18 protein-coding genes are annotated in these 18461 nt (G+C 38.0%); 12 read left to right on the top strand and 6 right to left on the bottom strand.

Annotation, left to right across the window (positions count from 1 at the left end):
* Positions 1–14: 14 nt before the first annotated feature.
* The gene (gene rsfS / locus ACZZZK_RS13470; protein WP_056850566.1) at positions 15–389 is read right to left on the bottom strand and encodes a ribosome silencing factor; all 375 of its coding nucleotides are present in this window, start codon (positions 387–389) and stop codon (positions 15–17) included.
* A 44-nt stretch (positions 390–433) separates the two neighbouring features.
* On the opposite strand from rsfS, the gene ACZZZK_RS13475 reads away from it, so the two are divergent.
* The 4 genes from ACZZZK_RS13475 (at position 434) to pfkA (ending at position 4489) form a co-directional block, all read left to right on the top strand.
* Positions 434–1210, top strand: coding sequence for a biotin--[acetyl-CoA-carboxylase] ligase (locus ACZZZK_RS13475; RefSeq protein WP_463484575.1), 777 nt, complete (start codon positions 434–436; stop codon positions 1208–1210).
* Positions 1211–1217: 7 nt separating this feature from the next.
* Positions 1218–1667 carry a protein-disulfide reductase DsbD domain-containing protein gene (locus ACZZZK_RS13480; protein WP_463484576.1) on the top strand — a complete coding sequence of 150 codons (450 nt, stop codon included), beginning with the start codon at positions 1218–1220 and terminating at the stop codon, positions 1665–1667.
* A 142-nt stretch (positions 1668–1809) separates the two neighbouring features.
* Positions 1810–3501, top strand: coding sequence for a protein-disulfide reductase DsbD family protein (locus tag ACZZZK_RS13485; RefSeq protein WP_463484577.1), 1692 nt, complete (start codon positions 1810–1812; stop codon positions 3499–3501).
* Positions 3502–3505: 4 nt separating this feature from the next.
* Positions 3506–4489 carry a 6-phosphofructokinase gene (gene pfkA, locus ACZZZK_RS13490; protein WP_463484578.1) on the top strand — a complete coding sequence of 328 codons (984 nt, stop codon included), beginning with the start codon at positions 3506–3508 and terminating at the stop codon, positions 4487–4489.
* A gap of 81 nt (positions 4490–4570) precedes the next feature.
* Here the strand turns inward: pfkA and ACZZZK_RS13495 are convergent, their stop codons facing one another.
* On the bottom strand, positions 4571–4894 hold the full coding sequence (locus tag ACZZZK_RS13495) for a heavy metal-binding domain-containing protein (protein WP_265797167.1): 324 nt from the start codon (positions 4892–4894) through the stop codon (positions 4571–4573).
* Between the two features lie 256 nt (positions 4895–5150).
* On the opposite strand from ACZZZK_RS13495, the gene ACZZZK_RS13500 reads away from it, so the two are divergent.
* Positions 5151–8228, top strand: coding sequence for a VIT domain-containing protein (locus tag ACZZZK_RS13500; protein ID WP_463484579.1), 3078 nt, complete (start codon positions 5151–5153; stop codon positions 8226–8228).
* 193 nt (positions 8229–8421) lie between these two features.
* Here ACZZZK_RS13500 and ACZZZK_RS13505 read toward each other — a convergent pair whose 3' ends face one another.
* Positions 8422–8940, bottom strand: a complete 519-nt coding sequence (locus ACZZZK_RS13505; RefSeq protein WP_463484580.1) for a 5' nucleotidase, NT5C type — start codon at positions 8938–8940, stop codon at positions 8422–8424.
* Between the two features lie 202 nt (positions 8941–9142).
* On the opposite strand from ACZZZK_RS13505, the gene ACZZZK_RS13510 reads away from it, so the two are divergent.
* From ACZZZK_RS13510 to ACZZZK_RS13535, 6 genes are all read left to right on the top strand, one after another.
* The gene (locus ACZZZK_RS13510) at positions 9143–9697 is read left to right on the top strand and encodes a 30S ribosomal protein S16 (protein ID WP_056850560.1); all 555 of its coding nucleotides are present in this window, start codon (positions 9143–9145) and stop codon (positions 9695–9697) included.
* Positions 9698–9886: 189 nt separating this feature from the next.
* Positions 9887–10414 carry a ribosome maturation factor RimM gene (gene rimM / locus ACZZZK_RS13515; protein WP_463484581.1) on the top strand — a complete coding sequence of 176 codons (528 nt, stop codon included), beginning with the start codon at positions 9887–9889 and terminating at the stop codon, positions 10412–10414.
* A 45-nt stretch (positions 10415–10459) separates the two neighbouring features.
* The gene (locus ACZZZK_RS13520) at positions 10460–11071 is read left to right on the top strand and encodes a hypothetical protein (protein ID WP_463484582.1); all 612 of its coding nucleotides are present in this window, start codon (positions 10460–10462) and stop codon (positions 11069–11071) included.
* Positions 11072–11246: 175 nt separating this feature from the next.
* Positions 11247–11921, top strand: coding sequence for a tRNA (guanosine(37)-N1)-methyltransferase TrmD (gene trmD, locus ACZZZK_RS13525; RefSeq protein WP_205056939.1), 675 nt, complete (start codon positions 11247–11249; stop codon positions 11919–11921).
* Positions 11922–12058: 137 nt separating this feature from the next.
* Positions 12059–12406 carry a 50S ribosomal protein L19 gene (gene rplS / locus ACZZZK_RS13530; protein WP_056850556.1) on the top strand — a complete coding sequence of 116 codons (348 nt, stop codon included), beginning with the start codon at positions 12059–12061 and terminating at the stop codon, positions 12404–12406.
* Positions 12407–12477: 71 nt separating this feature from the next.
* The gene (locus tag ACZZZK_RS13535) at positions 12478–13650 is read left to right on the top strand and encodes a mechanosensitive ion channel family protein (protein WP_463484583.1); all 1173 of its coding nucleotides are present in this window, start codon (positions 12478–12480) and stop codon (positions 13648–13650) included.
* An 86-nt stretch (positions 13651–13736) separates the two neighbouring features.
* Here the strand turns inward: ACZZZK_RS13535 and ACZZZK_RS13540 are convergent, their stop codons facing one another.
* From ACZZZK_RS13540 to ACZZZK_RS13550, 3 genes are all read right to left on the bottom strand, one after another.
* Complete coding sequence (locus ACZZZK_RS13540; protein WP_463484584.1) at positions 13737–14396, bottom strand: phosphatidylserine decarboxylase family protein; 660 nt, start codon at positions 14394–14396, stop codon at positions 13737–13739.
* Between the two features lie 54 nt (positions 14397–14450).
* Positions 14451–14993, bottom strand: a complete 543-nt coding sequence (gene hpt / locus ACZZZK_RS13545) for a hypoxanthine phosphoribosyltransferase (protein ID WP_056850553.1) — start codon at positions 14991–14993, stop codon at positions 14451–14453.
* Positions 14994–15098: 105 nt separating this feature from the next.
* On the bottom strand, positions 15099–17246 hold the full coding sequence (locus tag ACZZZK_RS13550) for a transglycosylase domain-containing protein (RefSeq protein WP_463484585.1): 2148 nt from the start codon (positions 17244–17246) through the stop codon (positions 15099–15101).
* 131 nt (positions 17247–17377) lie between these two features.
* Between ACZZZK_RS13550 and ACZZZK_RS13555 the strand changes: the two genes are divergently transcribed.
* Positions 17378–18454, top strand: a complete 1077-nt coding sequence (locus ACZZZK_RS13555; RefSeq protein WP_463484586.1) for an Mrp/NBP35 family ATP-binding protein — start codon at positions 17378–17380, stop codon at positions 18452–18454.
* The last annotated feature ends 7 nt before the right edge of the window (positions 18455–18461 follow it).

The raw sequence follows: 18461 nt of genomic DNA on the forward strand, positions 1-18461 counted from the left end.
AATGGTTCTAGAGGTTATGCGCTTTTGTAATTTGTACTCTCAGCATCTCCCCACAATTCTTCTATGCCATAAAAATGGCGTTTTTCAGTTTTAAAAATGTGCACAACCACATCAAAATAATCAAGAATAATCCAATCTGCCGATTCGAAACCTTCCTTATGTCTTGGGTCGGTTTGAGTCGCTTTATAGATTTCTTTTTCTACACTATCGGCAATTGCTTTCACCTGAGTACTGGAATTTGCACTCGTTATTATAAAATAATCTGCTACAGATGTATGAATATTTTTTAGATCTAACCGCACTATATCTTCTCCTTTTTTCTCTTGAATGCCATGAACGGCCAACTCAGAAAGGTATGTAGAAAGGGCTACTATTTTCTTTTTTACCATTAAAATGCTTTAATTTTGGAATTACAATATTATAAATTCAACCCTTGCAAAATAACACTTTTTCGACACTATTTGTTGGTCAAAATTTAATCAAATTAAAAGAGGTTGATTCTACGAATAACTTTTTGAAAGAACTGGTGTCAAAATCCGAGCCATTACCCGAAGGAACTGTAATTATGGCAGATAATCAATTCGCTGGTAGAGGGCAACAGAATAGCGTTTGGCAAACGCAGGTGGGTAAAAACATCAGTTTGAGTATCTATCTTAAACCCTCATTCTTGCCTCTCGATAAACAGTTTTATCTCAATATGGCGGTTAGTTTGGCCATTAGTGAAACTTTATCATATTTTATCGCAAGCGGAATAAGTATTAAATGGCCAAATGATATGTACTATTTAGATAAGAAACTAGGTGGCGTTTTAATAGAAAACTCACTGACAGGTACAATCATAAAATCATCCGTTATTGGCATTGGTTTAAATATCAATCAAACAGATTTTCCTAATGAGATAGTGCATCGTGCCACCTCTGTCATTCAGATTTTACAAAAAGAGTTTCAGCTGGAAGTAATTATCGAGAAATTATTCGTCTTTATGGAGAAATACTACCTAGTTTTGAAATCAGGAAAATTTGAAAGCCTTAAAAGTCAATACCTCAAAAAGTTATACGCCATAAATAAACTGGCATATTATAAAGAAGATGGACGGGTTTTTGAAGGTGAGATTATAGGAGTTGAAGATGAGGGGCGATTAATGATGAAGATAGGTAATCATCAAAAATCTTTTAACTTTAAACAAATTGAATTTACACACACAAAATAAACACACAATGAAAAAAATCACTCTGGCGTTATCAATGGTATTGTTTACTGTTGTTGCGGCATTTGCTCAAATCGAAAAGCCAGTTACCTGGTCTTATGCAGCAAAAAAAGTTAGTAAAACTGAAGCTGTTTTATATTTAAAAGCAACAATTGATGATAGATGGCACATTTACTCTCAAAATGTTAAAGACGGAGGTCCGGTAAAAACAACTTTTGCCTTCTCACCCTCGAAAGATTTTTCATTAGTGGGTAAAACTGCTGAGCCAAAAGCCATTACGAAATACGAAGACACATTTAAAATGAATGTAAGTTACTTTGAAAAATCGGTAATCTTCACGCAAAAAGTTAAATTGAATAAAGCCGCAACAACTGTAAAAGGTAAAGTAGAGTTTATGGTTTGTAACGATAGACAATGCTTGCCGCCGGAAGAAGTTGAGTTTAGTATCCCGGTTAAATAATTGATATTAAAAGTATTACCTAGCAGTCCCGAATTTTTCGGGACTGTTTCTTTTTAAAGTAAAATCTGAGGTCCATTCGGCATTAGCAGGATGTCTTTATGAAATTATTCTTAATTTCACGCCTCAAACACAGAACACACAAATGAAAAAGGTTTTTTTATTTTTATTAATAGCATTAACGTTTCTGGCGTTACCTGCTGTTAAAAGTTACGCTGCTGTAACACAAGATACTACGAGCACTGCTCCACCCGACAATATCGTTTTTACAGAGGTAGGCTCTGCAAAAGATAGCGCAGCAAATAAAATTGTTGCGGATACCGTTAAAAAAGATAAACCAGTTAGCCAAAATAACGTCGAGAAGCCTTCATCTTCAACTGATGGAGCCGAGAAATTAACCCTTTGGCAAACCTTTATTAAAGGTCTTTTCGGTGGCTTTCTAGCTTTTTTAATGCCCTGCATCTTCCCAATGGTACCACTAACAATTAGTTATTTTACTAAAAAGGCGGGCAGTAGAAAAAAAGGCATCGGGCAGGCCATTATCTATGGAATTTCGATCATTGTTATTTATGTGGTATTTGGCTTACTCATTACCGTTCTTTTCGGTTCAAGTAAGCTAAATGAATTAAGCAGTAGTGGCTGGTTCAATTTTGCTTTCTTTATTTTACTGGTTGTATTCGCCATTTCTTTCTTTGGCGCTTTCGAAATTACCTTGCCTAGTTCTTTTGTAAACAAGATCGATCAGAAAGCAGATACCAGTAAAGGTTTAGGAGGCATATTTTTTATGGCGGCGTCTTTAGCTTTAGTTTCATTTTCGTGTACAGGGCCAATAATTGGAACCTTGTTGGTAGAAGCGAGTTCAAAAGGTAATGTGCTTGGTCCGGCAGTAGGCATGTTCGGTTTCGCCCTTGCCCTGGCTCTGCCTTTTACTTTATCTGCTATTTTTCCGGGCTTTTTAAACAGCATGCCTAAATCTGGCGGATGGTTGAACAGCGTAAAAGTATGTTTAGGCTTTCTTGAATTGGCTTTAGCACTTAAATTTTTATCAGCTGCAGATTTGGTATGGCATTGGGAATGGTTCGACAGAGAAGTTTTTCTTTGCCTTTGGATTGTGATTTTCGTGTTGATGGGAATATATCTTTTAGGGAAAATCAAATTTTCACATGACAGTGATTTACCTTATGTTTCTGTACCTAGGTTGTTTTTAGCTATTCTTTCCTTTTCATTTGCAGTATATATTTTACCTGGATTATGGGGTGCTCCGGTAAGCACATTAAGCGGTTTAGCCCCGCCAATGAATACTCAGGATTTTGTTTTAGGAGGAAATGTTCAAGCTTCAACGCCGCCTACAGGTTTTCCTGCCAAAGTGAAATACGCTGAGAAATTACACCCACCCCGTGGCTTTAATGCGTTTTTCGACTTAAATGAAGGACTTGCTTATGCTAAAGAAGTTAAAAAACCTTTATTAATTGATTTTACTGGCCATGCTTGTGTAAACTGCAGGAGAATGGAAGATCAGGTATGGATTGATCCGGAAGTTGGCCGATTGATTAGAGAAGAATTTGTTCTTATTCAGCTTTATGTTGATGAGCGATCAATAGAAGTGCCAGCTAATCAGGTGCATTATTCAGAAATCCTTCGTAAACAAACTAAAGATTTAGGCGCCTGGAATGCAGATTTTCAGGCAACTACCTACAACTCCAATTCTCAGCCATTTTATGTATTGGCTGGTCATGATTTGAAAACCCTTGTGGCACCTCAAGGCGCAATATTCGATGCAAAAGAATATGCGCTATATTTGCAGAGTGCCTTGGATATTTTCAATGGAAAGAAATAATTAAATGAAAAAGATAAAGAACATTGGCGTTTTAACCTCTGGCGGAGATTCGCCAGGCATGAACGCTGCCATTAGGGCCGTAGTTAGGGCCTCAATTTATTATGATATTCAAGTAACTGGCTTCATCCGTGGCTACGAAGGTTTAATTAACAATGATTTCATCGCCATGGAGCGGAAATCTGTTGCGAACATCATTCAGCGTGGCGGAACGATTTTAAAAACCGCCAGAAGTGAGGCTTTTAGAACCAAAGAAGGCCGACAGATTGCCTACAATAATTTAAAAGAAAAAAATATAGATGCCCTGATTGTGATTGGTGGAGATGGAACCTTTACGGGAGCAAATATTTTTGCACAGGAGTTCGATTTTCCGATCATTGGCCTGCCAGGAACAATAGATAACGATCTTGCTGGTACCGATTTTACCATTGGTTATGATTCTGCGATTAACACCGTTATTGATGCGGTTGACAAAATTAGAGACACTGCAGAATCTCACGACAGACTTTTTATTGTTGAAGTAATGGGCCGCGATTCTGGTCTGATTGCTTTGCGAAGCGGTATTGGTGTAGGTGCTGAAGCGATAATGATACCTGAAGCGAACATGAACGCTGATGACATTTTACATAAATTAGAGCATAGCAGAAAAGATAAGGCATCGAAAATTATCATTGTTGCAGAAGGCGATGATACCGGAGGCGCATTTAAAGTAGGTGAAATTCTGCAGGAAAAATACCCGCATTATGATACCAAAGTTTCTGTTTTAGGGCACATTCAACGTGGCGGAAAACCCACCTGTATGGATCGCGTATTGGCGAGTCAGTTGGGGGTTGCTGCGGTAGAAGGTTTAATTAATGGTGAAAACCGCGTAATGGCCGGTCAGGTTAACCGGGAAATTACCTTTACCCCTTTCGATCATGCCATTAAGCACATCGATGCAGAAAAAGTAAGCTCTAAATGGCTAAAATTGATTGATATTTTATCTTTCTAAAGATTTTGAATAAAATAGAAAAGTCTTTCCCGCACCGGAAAGACTTTCTTTTTTTGCTTAGTTTTCGCCTTAAGCAATATTTTAATCCTCTAAAATAACTGCGGTACCATTAGCGCTAACCATCAGCATGCTACCGCCGCTACCCACCGTTTCATAATCCAAATCAATTCCAACTATTGCATTTGCCCCTAAAGCAGCTGCATATTGCTGCATTTCATTTAAAGCAGTATCTTTTCCTTCTCTCAAAACACGTTCGTAAGAGCTCGATCTGCCACCTACAATATCTGTTATCCCGGCAAATAAATCTTTAAAAATATTTGCACCGATAATGGTCTCTCCAGTAACCAGACCAACATATTTTACAATTTTTCTGCCCTCAACCGAAGGCGTTGTGGTTAATAACATAGTTTCAGTTTTTATAATTAGAAGCAAATTTTATTTAATTGTTACATTTTTCTGGAAAAGCATCGCCTGTATCCTTTTGGTTGCTGCAGTCCCGCTTTCACTTCAATCTTTTAATTGAAAAATTAAAAGTATTTATGCTCAATCTGGTTTATTTCCAGCGGGTTTCTGCTCCTATTTTCGGAGCGCCGGCCTGGGGTCGAAAAAATAAATTTATGTAATAGCGAAATATTCTGCATCACTATTAAAAATCAAAGTCATGCAAATATCTAAACAACTACTCATCGTCCCTCTATTCTTCATTGCCATTTTTGTAAAAGCACAAATGCCTGTTTTAAAGGTTCAGCAATCCAATAGCGATGCTGAAAAATCGGCGGTAAAAATGAGCAAACTTAATATCGATGTCCAGATTACGGGAAACATTGCCACCACGGTAATGACAATGACTTTCCATAATAATACCAACAGAATATTAGAGGGAGAACTTACTTTTCCAATGCCTGAAGGCATTACGGTGAGCCGCTACGCATTAGATATTAATGGCAAAATGCGTGAAGCTGTTCCGGTTGAAAAAGCAAAGGCAACGGAGGTTTTCGAGAGTATTGAGCGGAGACGTGTAGATCCTGGTTTGTTAGAGAAAGTAGAAGGAAATAACTTCCGTACCAGAATTTACCCATTGCCAGCTAACGGAAGTAGAACAATCATCGTAGGTTATGAGGAAGAGCTGAGTTTTAACAAAGGAGCCTCACTCAAATATCATCTACCTCTCGATTATAATGAAAAGATTGAAGATTTTTCTCTTAAAACCACAGTTTTTGAAAGTGTGCTCAAACCAGAATTAAGCGAACAGCCAGATGGCAATTTCGACATGCAGGCAAATGGCAATACTTATGTTGGCGAAATTAAAAAAACAAACTATCTACCTAAAAACGGCTTAACCATTAACCTTCCAAAACGAAATGATTTGCCTGAAGTGCAAATGCAAAAAGCTTCAAATGGATATTATTTCTTGGTGAACGTTTTTCCAAAAATTGAAAGCAGGCCGAGGAAATGGGCAAATCAAATTGGTTTGATTTGGGATGTTTCTTTGAGCGGATTACAGCGGGATACTAAAAAAGAGATTGAGCTTTTAGGTTTAATCATCGCCCAAAAACAAAATTTGACAGTTCAATTGGGCTTGCTGAATAACGAATTTAAAAAGGAAGGCTCATATGTAATTGTGGATGGTAACTGGTCTGCCTTAAAGGCAAAACTCGAAAGCCTGGTTTATGATGGCGGCACAAACTTCAGCGCAGTAAACTCGAGATTGCTTCCTGCTGAGGAATATCTTCTTTTCACCGACGGCTTATCAACTTTCGGGAAAAATACTGTTGCATTAAATAAACCTGTTCATGGTATCAATAGTGCTTTGAAAGCAGACTACAGCACTTTAAAATACATTAGTTTAAAAACCGGCGGGCAATTTATTAATCTGAATGCAACAACTGTAACAGATGCATTTAAACAATTAGGTCAGGAAAATCTGCAGTTTTTAGGAATTAAAAACGCAACGGATATTCGTCAAACCTATCCATCAATGCATGTAAATGTAAACGGGCATTTATCTGTAGCCGGAATTTTGAACGGTTTGAATACCGAATTTGTATTGCAATTTGGCTATGGAAATACAGTGGTAGCAGAGCAAGCAGTTCGTTTAAATGCAACTGAACACGCCCTGAGCAGCATAGATGTTAGCAGGGTTTGGGCACAAAAGAAAATTGCCGAAATGGATATTCAGTACGATGCAAACAAAGAAGATATCGGGTTATTAAGCAAACAGTTTGGTATTGTAACACGAAACACCAGCTTAATTGTGTTGGAAAATTTAGATGATTATTTGCGTTATGATATTGCACCCCCAGCAGAATTGCGTCAGGCTTACGATGCCGTTTTAAAACAACGTAGAATGGATATTCAGGAACGTAAAACAAATTTGTTAAACGCTGCGGTAGTGATGACAAAAGATTTAAAGGCCTGGTGGAATACCGATTTCTATTACAAAGAACCGGCAAAACAAAAGGAGCAATATCCAACACCAGAAAACAGAATAGTTCGAGGTGCGCCAGCTCCACCTGTAGTTGTTGCTACTCAAGTTGGAGATGCACAGAGATCGAGACCACAAGCTACTCAAGCAGCGCCACCAAGAGTTGATGCGGTAAGAATGCCGCCGCCTCCGGTTGTAGCACAGCGGGAAGCAAAGGCAGATGATCGTCAGGCTTTACAAGAAATAATGGTTGTTGGTAATGCGGCACAAGCTAAGCGAATGGAAACGGCGAGTGCAACCACAATAGTCAGATCTCAGACAACTGCAAGCTCCTCTTTACAAGGCCGGGTTGCTGGGGTAAATGTAACGAACAGTACAAGTAGGGTTGTAGAAACACAGCCTGCAATCGTTATCCCAGAATTTAAAAGTGATAAAGATTACATGAAAAAATTGATTGGCAAACCAGATAGCGCTTATCAATCTTATTTGAAAATGCGCCCAGATTACATCACTACACCTATGTTTTATTTCGATGTGGCCAATTGGTTTTACCAGCAAAAAGACAGCGTTAGGGCTTTAACAATTTTAAGCAGCATTGCCGATCTGGATCTGGAAAATGCTGATTTATATAAAACCCTTGCCTACAAATTGAAGCAAACCGGCAATTATCAGGAAGAAATTTTTATTACCAGTAAGGTTTTGCAATGGCGCCCGATGGATGCACAAAGTTACCGCGATTACGCATTGGCTTTGGCGGATGCTGGTCAATATCAGATGGCTTTGGATAATTTGTACAAAGTTTTAACGCAAAGTTATAATTCACAAATAGCCGATCGCGACCAGGGCATTGAAGAAATAATCATTTCGGAAATCAATAACCTAATCAGCAAACACGGAGATAAATTAAATATTAGAAAAATAGACAAGCGTTTAATTTCGGCGTTGCCAGTTGATGTTCGTGTCGTATTAAATTGGAATAAAAATGATACCGATATAGATTTGTGGTTAACAGATCCGACTGGAGAAAAGGGTTATTACGGAAACAACCGGACAAAAATTGGCGGCAGAATTAGTAACGATTTTACATCAGGATATGGCCCAGAGCAGTTTATGATCAAAAAGGCTATAAAAGGGAAATATAAAATAGAAGTGAATTATTATGGCGATAGGCAGATCAACATCAGCGGACCTACAACCGTAACCGCGGAGATTTACACCCGTTATGCCACAGGCAAGCAGCAAAGAAAAGTAATTGTGCTACCAATGGCCGCCGATAATCGAAATGGCAACCTTGTTGGGGAGTTTAATTTTTAAAATAGCATTACGGTAGAATTGACCATATAAGGCATTTAAGATTTCATATAAGCTCAATTGTCTTATGTTTTCTTAAATGCCTTATATGGTTTTTCAGGTTTCTTCATTCGAACGCAGTGGAGAAATCTTTAAAAAGAGTGGAGAAAGATCTCTCCGCTTCGCTGTGCTTTGGTCGTGATGACGGTTTAACTTATTAAAGTAATAAGCCCGCAACTTCTTCCCAGGTATTTACGCGTTCGTATTCAGTAACTAATAAATTATGTGGCGAAGTAAATAACAACGGCCTGCCGGGAAAATTCACAAAGTTTTTAATCCTATCGTCAATCATAATATCAGTACTCACAATTTTTTGTCCGCAAAAAATAATGTGTTGCCAGTCAATGAAAGGGAAATGTTCTGTTAGCCAATCGTATTTATCTTTTAAGCAATTTGGAAATTCCATTGCGGCAGAAACAATAAATACATCGTACTTTTCTTGCAACGCTTTAAGTACCCTTTGGCTATCTGGAATAACTTCCAGGTCGCGGAAAAAACCAGGTTCGTTGATGTATTCAAACCATTTTCGTTCCACGTCTTTCGGCACATGGTGATAAATTTCATTGCCGGCATCAATTTTCAAATCCAATGGAACATTATAATCGCGGTTGTAAAGCTGAATAAATTTCTTAATCGGATCGGCAATTACCTCATCCATATCAATGGCTATTTTCATAAAGGTAAAGATAAATGAACAAGGATGAAGGAGCAAGGATAAAAGATCAAATCCTATTTTTAAGCCACCTATTATCTTCAAGACTTTACTCCTTGTTCATTAATCCTTTTTCAATTTGCAAAGTATCAATTCATTACTTATCTTTGCAGCCCCGCAGCATGTAGCTCCGGGAACTATGTTGAATACATAAATACGAAAAGAAATGGCAACTAAAATCAGATTGCAAAGATTCGGTAAAAAAGGAAAACCTTTTTTCCACGTTGTGGTAGCAGATTCTCGCTCTCCACGTGATGGTAAATTTATTGAGCGTTTAGGTTCTTACAACCCAAATACCAATCCTGCTACTATCGAAATTAACTTCGAAAAAACTTTAGCTTGGGTTAACAGTGGTGCACAACCAACTGATACAGCTCGTGCTATTCTATCTTACAAAGGCGTTTTATACAAAAAACACTTAGAAGGTGGTGTTAAAAAAGGTGCTTTAACACAAGAACAAGCTGACGAAAAATTCACTGCTTGGGTTGATGCTAAAGCTGGTAAAATCTCTGGTAAAACAGAAGGTTTAGCTACTTCTAAAGCAGATGTGCGTAAAGCAGCATTAGCGGCAGAAGCTAAGAAAAAAGAAGACAGAGCAGCAGCAATCGCAGCTAAAAATGCACCAGTTGCAGAAGAAGTTGTTGAAGAAGAAACTCCAGCTGCTGAGGCAACTGAAGAAGCTCCTGCAGCAGAAGCTACTAAAGAAGAAGGAGCAGAATAATTTTAATTGTTTTGTTCAAAGAAATAGCGTTTCGAGTTTCGGAACGCTATTTTTATATAAAGAGATTTTTAACACAATCGTCATGCCGTCCCGAACGTTCTGGATCAGCATCTGTCTAGCATTAAAGACCCTGAAATAAATTCAGGGTGACGATAGCATTTAGAAGCCCCTTTAGGGGTTTGGGGTGATATGAAACACGAAGAAGCATTTTACGTAGGTTACGTTACAAAAACGAGGGGTTTAAAAGGAGAAGTTCAAATCTTTTTTGAATTTGATGAATACGAGCAGCTCGCATTTGATGTGATGTTTGCGGATATGAATGGAAAACTCGTGCCTTACTTCGTGGCCGATTCGAAGCTACAGGCAAATAAAACGGGTTACTTTAATTTCGATGACGTTGATCATATCGATAAGGCGCAACCATTGTTAAAGAAAAAGTTATATCTGCCATTAAACCTCATGCCAGAACGTGATGAGAACGAATTCTTCTATACAGACCTAAAGGGTTTTACTGCAGTTGACAAAAGCCTTGGTGAGCTTGGTGAAATCCTCGAGGTAAATGAATACCCACAACAATTTATTGCCACCGTTTTATACCAGCAAACTGAAATTCTTTTTCCGCTCAATGAAGATTTCATTGTGGAGATAGACGATGAGGAAAAGATTTTGACCCTGGATTTGCCGGAAGGCTTACTTGATATTTATCTGGAGAATTAATCTCTCTCTGATAAACCTTTCTTGTGAGTTTTTCGTTTAACAATCATGAGACGTTTATTCATTTCTTTTGTGGCATTGCTGCTTTTAGCGAGTTGTAATGAAACCAAAAAACCTGAAAATAAGTCAGCAGGGGCGGAAGTTATCAAGCAAAAATTCCAGCAAGATTCTATCAATGTCGTTGCTGTTAAAGCACTCAAAGCTTTAAAAGAAAAGAACTACCAGGCATTTGCGTCATACTTTCACCCCATTGATGGCGTTCGTTTTTCTCCTTATGGGTTCATCGATCCTACACACAAACATGTTTTAGCCAAAGATTTTTTAGAAGCCATCGATAAAAACTGGACACTCACCTGGGGCCACTTTGATGGTAGTGGCGAGGCAATAAAGATGAAGGTTAAGCCTTATATTGAAAGGTTTGTTTACAATGCAGACTATTTAAATGCAGATCGGAAAAGCTATGACGAGTTTATCGGCCAAGGCAATACGATCAATAATTTAAAGGAAAGTTACCCGCAGCTCCATTTTACCGAATACTATTTTAAAGGAAATAACGAGAAATATAAAGGGCTTGATTGGAATAGCCTTCGTTTCGTTTTCAAAAAGCACGAGCAAGCCTATTATCTGGTAGCAGTAATTCACGATCAATGGACGATTTGATTCTCTCTTTCTCCAAAATATTACCTGGATTAGTTTTGTTGAAATAGCAGACTATAAATTGCGATTAGCAGAATTTTTATAGAAAATGCTGATTGTGCTACTGGCGATGTATTTCTGTTAAGCCATTGAACACAATGCTTATCACCAAACGCCAAACTATTCTTACCTTTGCTCCATGCGTTTTGATATTATAACGGTTCTTCCGGCTTTGTTAGAAAGCCCTTTTGCACATTCCATTTTGCAGCGTGCTCAAAAAAAAGGTATTGCGGAAATTGTGGTTCATAATCTTCGTGATTATGCAACTAATAAACAAAAAAGTGTAGATGACTATCAGTACGGTGGAGGAAGCGGGATGGTAATGAGTATTGAGCCCTTTGCGGCCTGTATTGAAAAGCTTCAGGCAGAAAGGGAATATGACGAGATCATTTTCATGAGTCCGGATGGGGTTACGCTAAATCAAAGCACAGCCAACGAACTTTCCATTAAAAAAAACATCATTATTCTGTGTGGCCACTATAAGGGAATAGATCAACGTATTCGCGATATTTTTGTTACCCGTGAGATCTCCGTAGGCGATTACGTGTTAAGTGGCGGAGAATTGCCTGCGGCGATTGTAGTTGATGCCGTGGTGCGGTTAATTCCTGGTGTTTTGAATGATGAAACTTCTGCCCTTTCTGATAGCTTTCAGGGAGAGCTGCTGGATGCACCTGTTTACACCCGGCCGGCTGATTGGAGAGGCCATAAAGTGCCTGATGTTTTATTGAGCGGACATGAAGCAAAAGTGAATGAATGGAGGCATGAACAAGCATTGGAGCGTACTAAAGCCCGCCGGCCTGATCTTTTGGAATAGAAGCATTTAACAGGCAGCAATGTGGATTTCTAAAAGATTGTGGAAAAAATAAAATTAGTTTTTATAATTGAAAAAAAATCCCTAATATTGCAATCCGAATTTCACGGGTTGAAATATCGATTTAATAGCTTAAAATCATGGATTTAGTAAAATTTGTTGAAGAGCAGGCCATCGCGAAAAAAGATTTTCCTGCGTTCAAGTCTGGCGATACAGTGAGCGTACACTATAAAATTCGCGAAGGTAATAAAGAACGTATTCAAATTTACCAAGGTGTTGTAATTCAACGCAACAGTGCAGGTGCTAACGAAACTTTCACAGTTCGTAAAATTAGTAACAGTATTGGTGTTGAGCGTATTTTCCCTGTTAATTCTCCAAACATCGAGAAGATAGAAGTAAATAGCTATGGTAAAGTTCGTAGAGCGAAATTATTCTACTTACGTGCTTTAACTGGTAAAGCTGCTCGTATCAAATCTTTGAGAAAATAATATTCTTTATTAAAAGATATAGCCTTCACGATTAATTTCGTGGAGGTTTTTTTGTTTATACCTTTACCTATATGTTAGATTCTGCATTTTTCGAACAGGTTCTTTGGGGCAATACCGTAAAAGCATATTGCCTTTTCGGCGGAATACTTTTGTTCGGTTTGATTTTCAAGCGCATATTTTCCAAACTGTTGAGCAAACTTTTGTTTAGATTGTTCAGAAGTTTCTCTCAGCAATCGCACGATGCAGCTTTTGTTTCCCTGCTGGTGAAGCCGATCGAAACCTTCATCCTGCTCGCTACACTTTATCTTTCCATTAATCAGCTTAAACACCCGCTAGAAGTGGCCATTTTCCATTACAGCAAATTGGTAGGCAAAACGAAAGAAGCTATTCCGGTAAGCATTGGCGATTGTGTAGACAGGATATTCCTCTTCATGATTATCCTGTCAGTGTTCTGGATCATCCTGAGGATTATTGATTTCATCAGTCATGTTTTATTATTTAAAGCCTCATTAACCCATAATAAATCGGATGATCAATTGGTTCCGTTTCTTAAGGAACTTTTTAAAACGCTGGTGATTTTTATCGGCTTTTTTACTTTGCTTGGCTTTGTTTTCGAGGTGAATGTATTAACACTGATTACCGGTTTAGGTATTGGTGGTATTGCTATTGCGCTGGCTGCTAAGGAGAGTTTGGAAAATTTGATTGGTTCTTTTACCATCTTTTTAGATAAGCCTTTTGTAGTTGGCGATTTGGTTAAGGTTGATGGTGTTGAAGGTACTATAGAGAAAGTGGGCTTTAGAAGCACCAGAATTCGTACGGCCGAAAAAACGATGGCCACTATCCCTAACCGCGGTATGATTGATGGCGTTTTGGAAAACCTTTCGTTACGTGATTCAAGAAAGGTGAATTTTATAATTGGATTAACTTACGAAACAACGGCAGAATCTGTTAAAAATATTATATCAGAAATTGAGGCATATATCAACCAAAGGCCAGGAACGGTTGATGTACATGCATCTTTTAAAAGCTTTGGTGATTCAGCTTTAAATATTGAAATTAACTATTTCATTACCAACCTTGATTTTAATGAATTTTTAAGAATCAGGCAGGAAATAAATCTTGAAATTATGGATATCGTGATGCGAAATAAATCTGATTTTGCCTATCCTACGCAACGCTTAATTAGCGACAGACCGATTAATAATGATCATGAAAAGGAAGTTGGAAATGATGCAATTGATTAAGCACTGAAATCCAAATAAAACATCTGGTTAAAAGAAAAGCCAATTTGGAAATCCCAAATCGGCTTTTTAATGCGGTATCATGGTGCTTAACTTAAAGTTGCCAGAGTAGTAATTCCTCCTTTTACCACCTGATTAAGCTCTACGTTTACTTTTGTTCCAACAGGTAAAAAAACGTCTACTCTTGAGCCGAATTTAATAAACCCGAACTGTTCGGTTTGTTTTACCTGATCTCCTTCTTTAACATACCATACAATTCTACGGGCTAAAGCACCTGCAATTTGGCGGAACAATACAGGCGTTCCATTTGCATGTTCAACTACAGTAGTGGTACGCTCATTTTCAGTAGATGATTTCGGGTTCCAGGCTGCTAAATATTTTCCAGGGTGATATTTGAAAAATTTAACTACACCAGAAATTGGATTACGGTTGATGTGAACGTTTACCGGCGACATAAATATAGAAACCTGTAAGCGCTTGTCTTTAAAATATTCACCTTCTTCTGTTTCTTCAATTACAACTACTTTACCATCTGCAGGGCAAATTACCAGGTCTTCTCCGGCAGAAAAACTGCGGCTGGGATTACGGAAAAACTGAAGTACAATGATGAATAACGCCGCCGAGAAGATATAAATGAACCAACGCAACCAGGTCATGTCGTAATATTTATAATCCACAACAGCGTTGATCACGAAAATAAGTAAAATAGTTATTGCTATGGTGGTATAGCCTTCTTTGTGTATGGTCATTACGTTAAAATTATTGCACAAAGGTGCGAAAAATAAATTAATCAGTCCGAAAAATTATCCTTCAGTCGCCCTGTAAATATCGTTTAAGTTTCTGCCCAGGCCATTGTAATCTAAGCCATAGCCAACTACAAATTCATTTGGTATTTCAAAACCAACATAGGCTAACTCTTCCACATCGTATTGCAAAGCGCTTGGTTTTACCAGGAGCGAACTAACTTTAACCGAAGCCGGATTTTTCTCTTTTAACGTTTTAATGATGTGGTTAATCGTTAATCCCGTATCAACAATGTCTTCTACAATAATGATGTCTCTGCCTTCTATATCATCAGGTAAGCCAATAAGTTCTTTTACCTTACCGCTGCTAGATGTTCCTTCATATGAAGCCACACGCATAAAAGCGACTTCGCAAGGCACATCAATCTCTTTAATCAAATCAGCCATAAAAAGAAAACTTCCATTCAGCACGCCAATAAAAAGTGGACATTTTCCTTCATAATCCAAATTAATCTGGATGCCCAGCAGGCGAATCCTTTTATTCAGGTTGTCGTTCTCTAGAAAAATCTCGAATTCCTTATCGTCTACCTTAATTTTGTGCATTTATATTATTCGTTGAAATGTTGTAATGTTTGATAGGCTTTGGTATACAATTATTTGATTCTAAAGAGATAAAACATTAATTGTAAACCGCAAACTGACGACTGACTACCCGCCTTCTTCCTGCTCTTTTTCCCTTCGCCGTTGTTCTCTCCGTTCCTGTCTGAGCTGTTTTTTACTTTTTGTAGTATCGGCTGGTTTAGCGGTTACGGTATCTTTTTTATTTCCGCCACCAAAAATCCTGTCGAATAAATTTTTGTTTTTGTCCTGCATCATTACAGGCGGCATTCCCTCTTCATCATCTTCAAAAGCGTTGGTGTCAATTTCTACAGTGTCTGGTGCAAGATAACGGCGCAAACCTTCACGCAAACGAACATTATAAAAACCATAACCCGACGTATCTCCAGGAGTTAAGCCTCTTCTCGCCATAATGTTTCCCATAAACCTGAAATAGTTGAACATATAAGGTTTCAAGCTTCCATCGGCCATAAACTTGTACATCGATGCCTTAGGTTTTGGAACAATACTGGCCAGGAACAAGCCATCGCCAATGGTTAAATCTGCTGGCTGCTTTCCGAAATAATATCTCGATGCTTCGCCGATGCCATAGATGTTTTGACCAAGCTCCATAATATTAAAATATACCTCCAGCATACGTTGTTTGCTCACTAAATGATTGTGTTCAATGAGCCACACAATTAATATTTCTTCCGCTTTGCGGGCTAAAGTTTTCTGGCGACTTAAATATATATTTTTAACCAGCTGCATGCTGATCGTGCTGCCGCCCCGTTTAAATTTCTTCTCCTTGTAATTTACTGCAATCGATTTTCTGATCGATTCTTCCACAAAACCATTGTGGGTATAAAATGATGGATCTTCGGCAGTTAAAACCGCGTTGATGAAATTTTTAGAAATTGCACTTAATGGAGTAAAATTTGGGTTTGATGGGCCAATGGTGATATCACGCATCGGTTTTCCATACTCGTATGGCGTATAAATAAATGGAGCATTAATTTTTTGAAGATTGGTTTTTCCCCATCTTAATATTTTGAAATTTACTGGAGTTAAGGTAGAGCTGAATTTTACACTGTCTGGCACTTTAGTATCCAGATAGAAATTAAGATTGTATTTTACTTTTCCTTCCACTTTCAAACCATCTAAAGATTCAAATAAACCTTGAGGGAAACCATCTAAAATCGCCTGCGCATCTTGTTCTTCGGCATTTATTTTAAGCTCGTAAATTTTGTTTTTACCCAACGTGTATTTAACGTATGGATGAATTTGGGCATTTTTAAGATAAGCAGTCGATGAACTGTCCAAAGCAACAAAATTGGGTCCAACTAAAACATCAGCATCAAGTTTTGCACTTTGAACAATAATATCGTTACTCGCTATCCTCGCCTGGTTAAGTAACATATTTTTAACCGACCACGAACCCGATATTTTGTAATCATCGCCACTGTATCCCGCATCTTTAAGCTCGGTTTCAAGCGTATCGAAACTTACCTTTGCATGGAGCTTATTATTCAAATAAGGCAATTCCAGTTTTTTTCCATCAGCATAGGCCATAAATTTTAAGCGCTTACTACCAGGGTTTACCAAACCGTCAATGTGCCAGGTAGATTCGCCTTCATTTACATTGATAGTAGATTTTAAATCACCATCATCTATTGTGGCTGTGGTAGCAAAACTCAATTTTGCCGTGTCGTGGTCGTTGAACTTGAAAACCATATTTTTCATGTCCATATCATCAGGAATTTTATACAAAACCTGGTTCAATAAATTATTGGCAATTTCTGGTAAGTTGGCCTTCCCTTTATTCTCGGTACTGTCTTTTTTCTTTCTTTTGAGGATGAAATCGATATTACTAGTCGAATCTTTGAATACTACATTCACAAAGCCATCGCTTAATTCTACTTCAGCTAGCTTAACGTTTCCAAAAATCAATGGAAATAACTTTACGCCAACACTCAATTCACCGATATTGGAAAGCGTGTCCCGATCTTTCGGAACCACCGAAATATTGGTCATTTTTACTGTGCTCATCCCTGCAAAGCCTGCAGATCCGATTTTCACTTCTAAACCATAATCTTTATCGGCTTTTGCAATGGCTTTGGCCACCATTTTTTTCAGAAGCGCTTCCCTTTTACTATAAGCATAAGCACCGATAGCAAGGAAAGCAATTAAAAAAACACCTAAAATCCACGCTCCAATTTTTAAATATTTTTTAGGGATTTTAATTTTCGGTATGCGCATATAGTCGTTAAAATGGTTAATTGCTTAAACGTAACAATTAAATGTTTATTTCGTGTTAAAATTACAGTTTAAAACCCTAAATAAAAGTATTTATGGCTATGTTTTGTTAATTTTGAATTTAAATTAATACGATGCCAATTAGCCCGCAACAAGTTTTAGATGCTTTAAAAAATGTAGAGGATCCCGATCTTAAAAAAGATTTAGTGACCTTAAACATGATTAAGGATTTACATATAGATAACAACCAGGTAAACTTTACATTAGAGCTTACTACGCCTGCTTGCCCGATGAAGGACATGCTGAAAAATGCTTGTACAAATGCAGTTAAGCATTTTGTATCTGCAGATGCTGAAGTAAATATCAATGTAACTTCCAGGGTAACTCAACCAACAAATTCATCTTCACTAGATAACATTAAGAACATCATTTTGGTTTCATCTGGAAAAGGTGGTGTTGGTAAATCTACCGTATCGAGTAATTTGGCGGTAACCTTGGCGAAGGATGGTGCAAAAGTAGGTTTAATAGATGCCGATATTTATGGTCCTTCGATACCTACCATGTTTGATTTGGTTGATGCTAAACCTGGTGCAGAAGAAACAGCTGATGGAAAAACTAAGATTATCCCGATTGAAAAGTACGGGATAAAGTTGTTATCGCTTGGCTTTTTTGCAGATCCTGGTCAGCCAGTGCCGTGGCGTGGGCCAATGGCTTCAAACGCGGTGAAACAATTATTTAACGACACCAACTGGGGTGAATTGGATTATTTAATTGTCGATCTTCCACCGGGTACCGGCGATATTCACATCACCATTACCCAAAGCTTCCCTATTTCTGGAGCCGTTGTAGTGACTACGCCGCAACAAGTAGCCTTGGCTGATACCCATAAAGGTTTGGCCATGTTCCGTATGCCAGGAATTAATATCCCGATTTTAGGGGTGATAGAAAACATGTCGTACTTTACGCCAGCAGAATTGCCTGATAACAAATATTATATTTTTGGAAAAGGCGGAGGAACTATTTTAGCAGAGCGGTTTGATGTTCCATTTTTGGGTGAAATTCCGATAATACAGAGCATTGCAGAGGCTGGAGACAATGGTAAGCCGGTAGTGCTAAACCAAAATCCGCTTTTGGATGTTATCTTTGGAGATATTGCAAGCAAGATTGCGCAGCAGATATCCATTAATAATGCACAAATGGCTAATTGCTAAAAAATTA

Source organism: Pedobacter sp. AC163 (assembly GCF_979258665.1).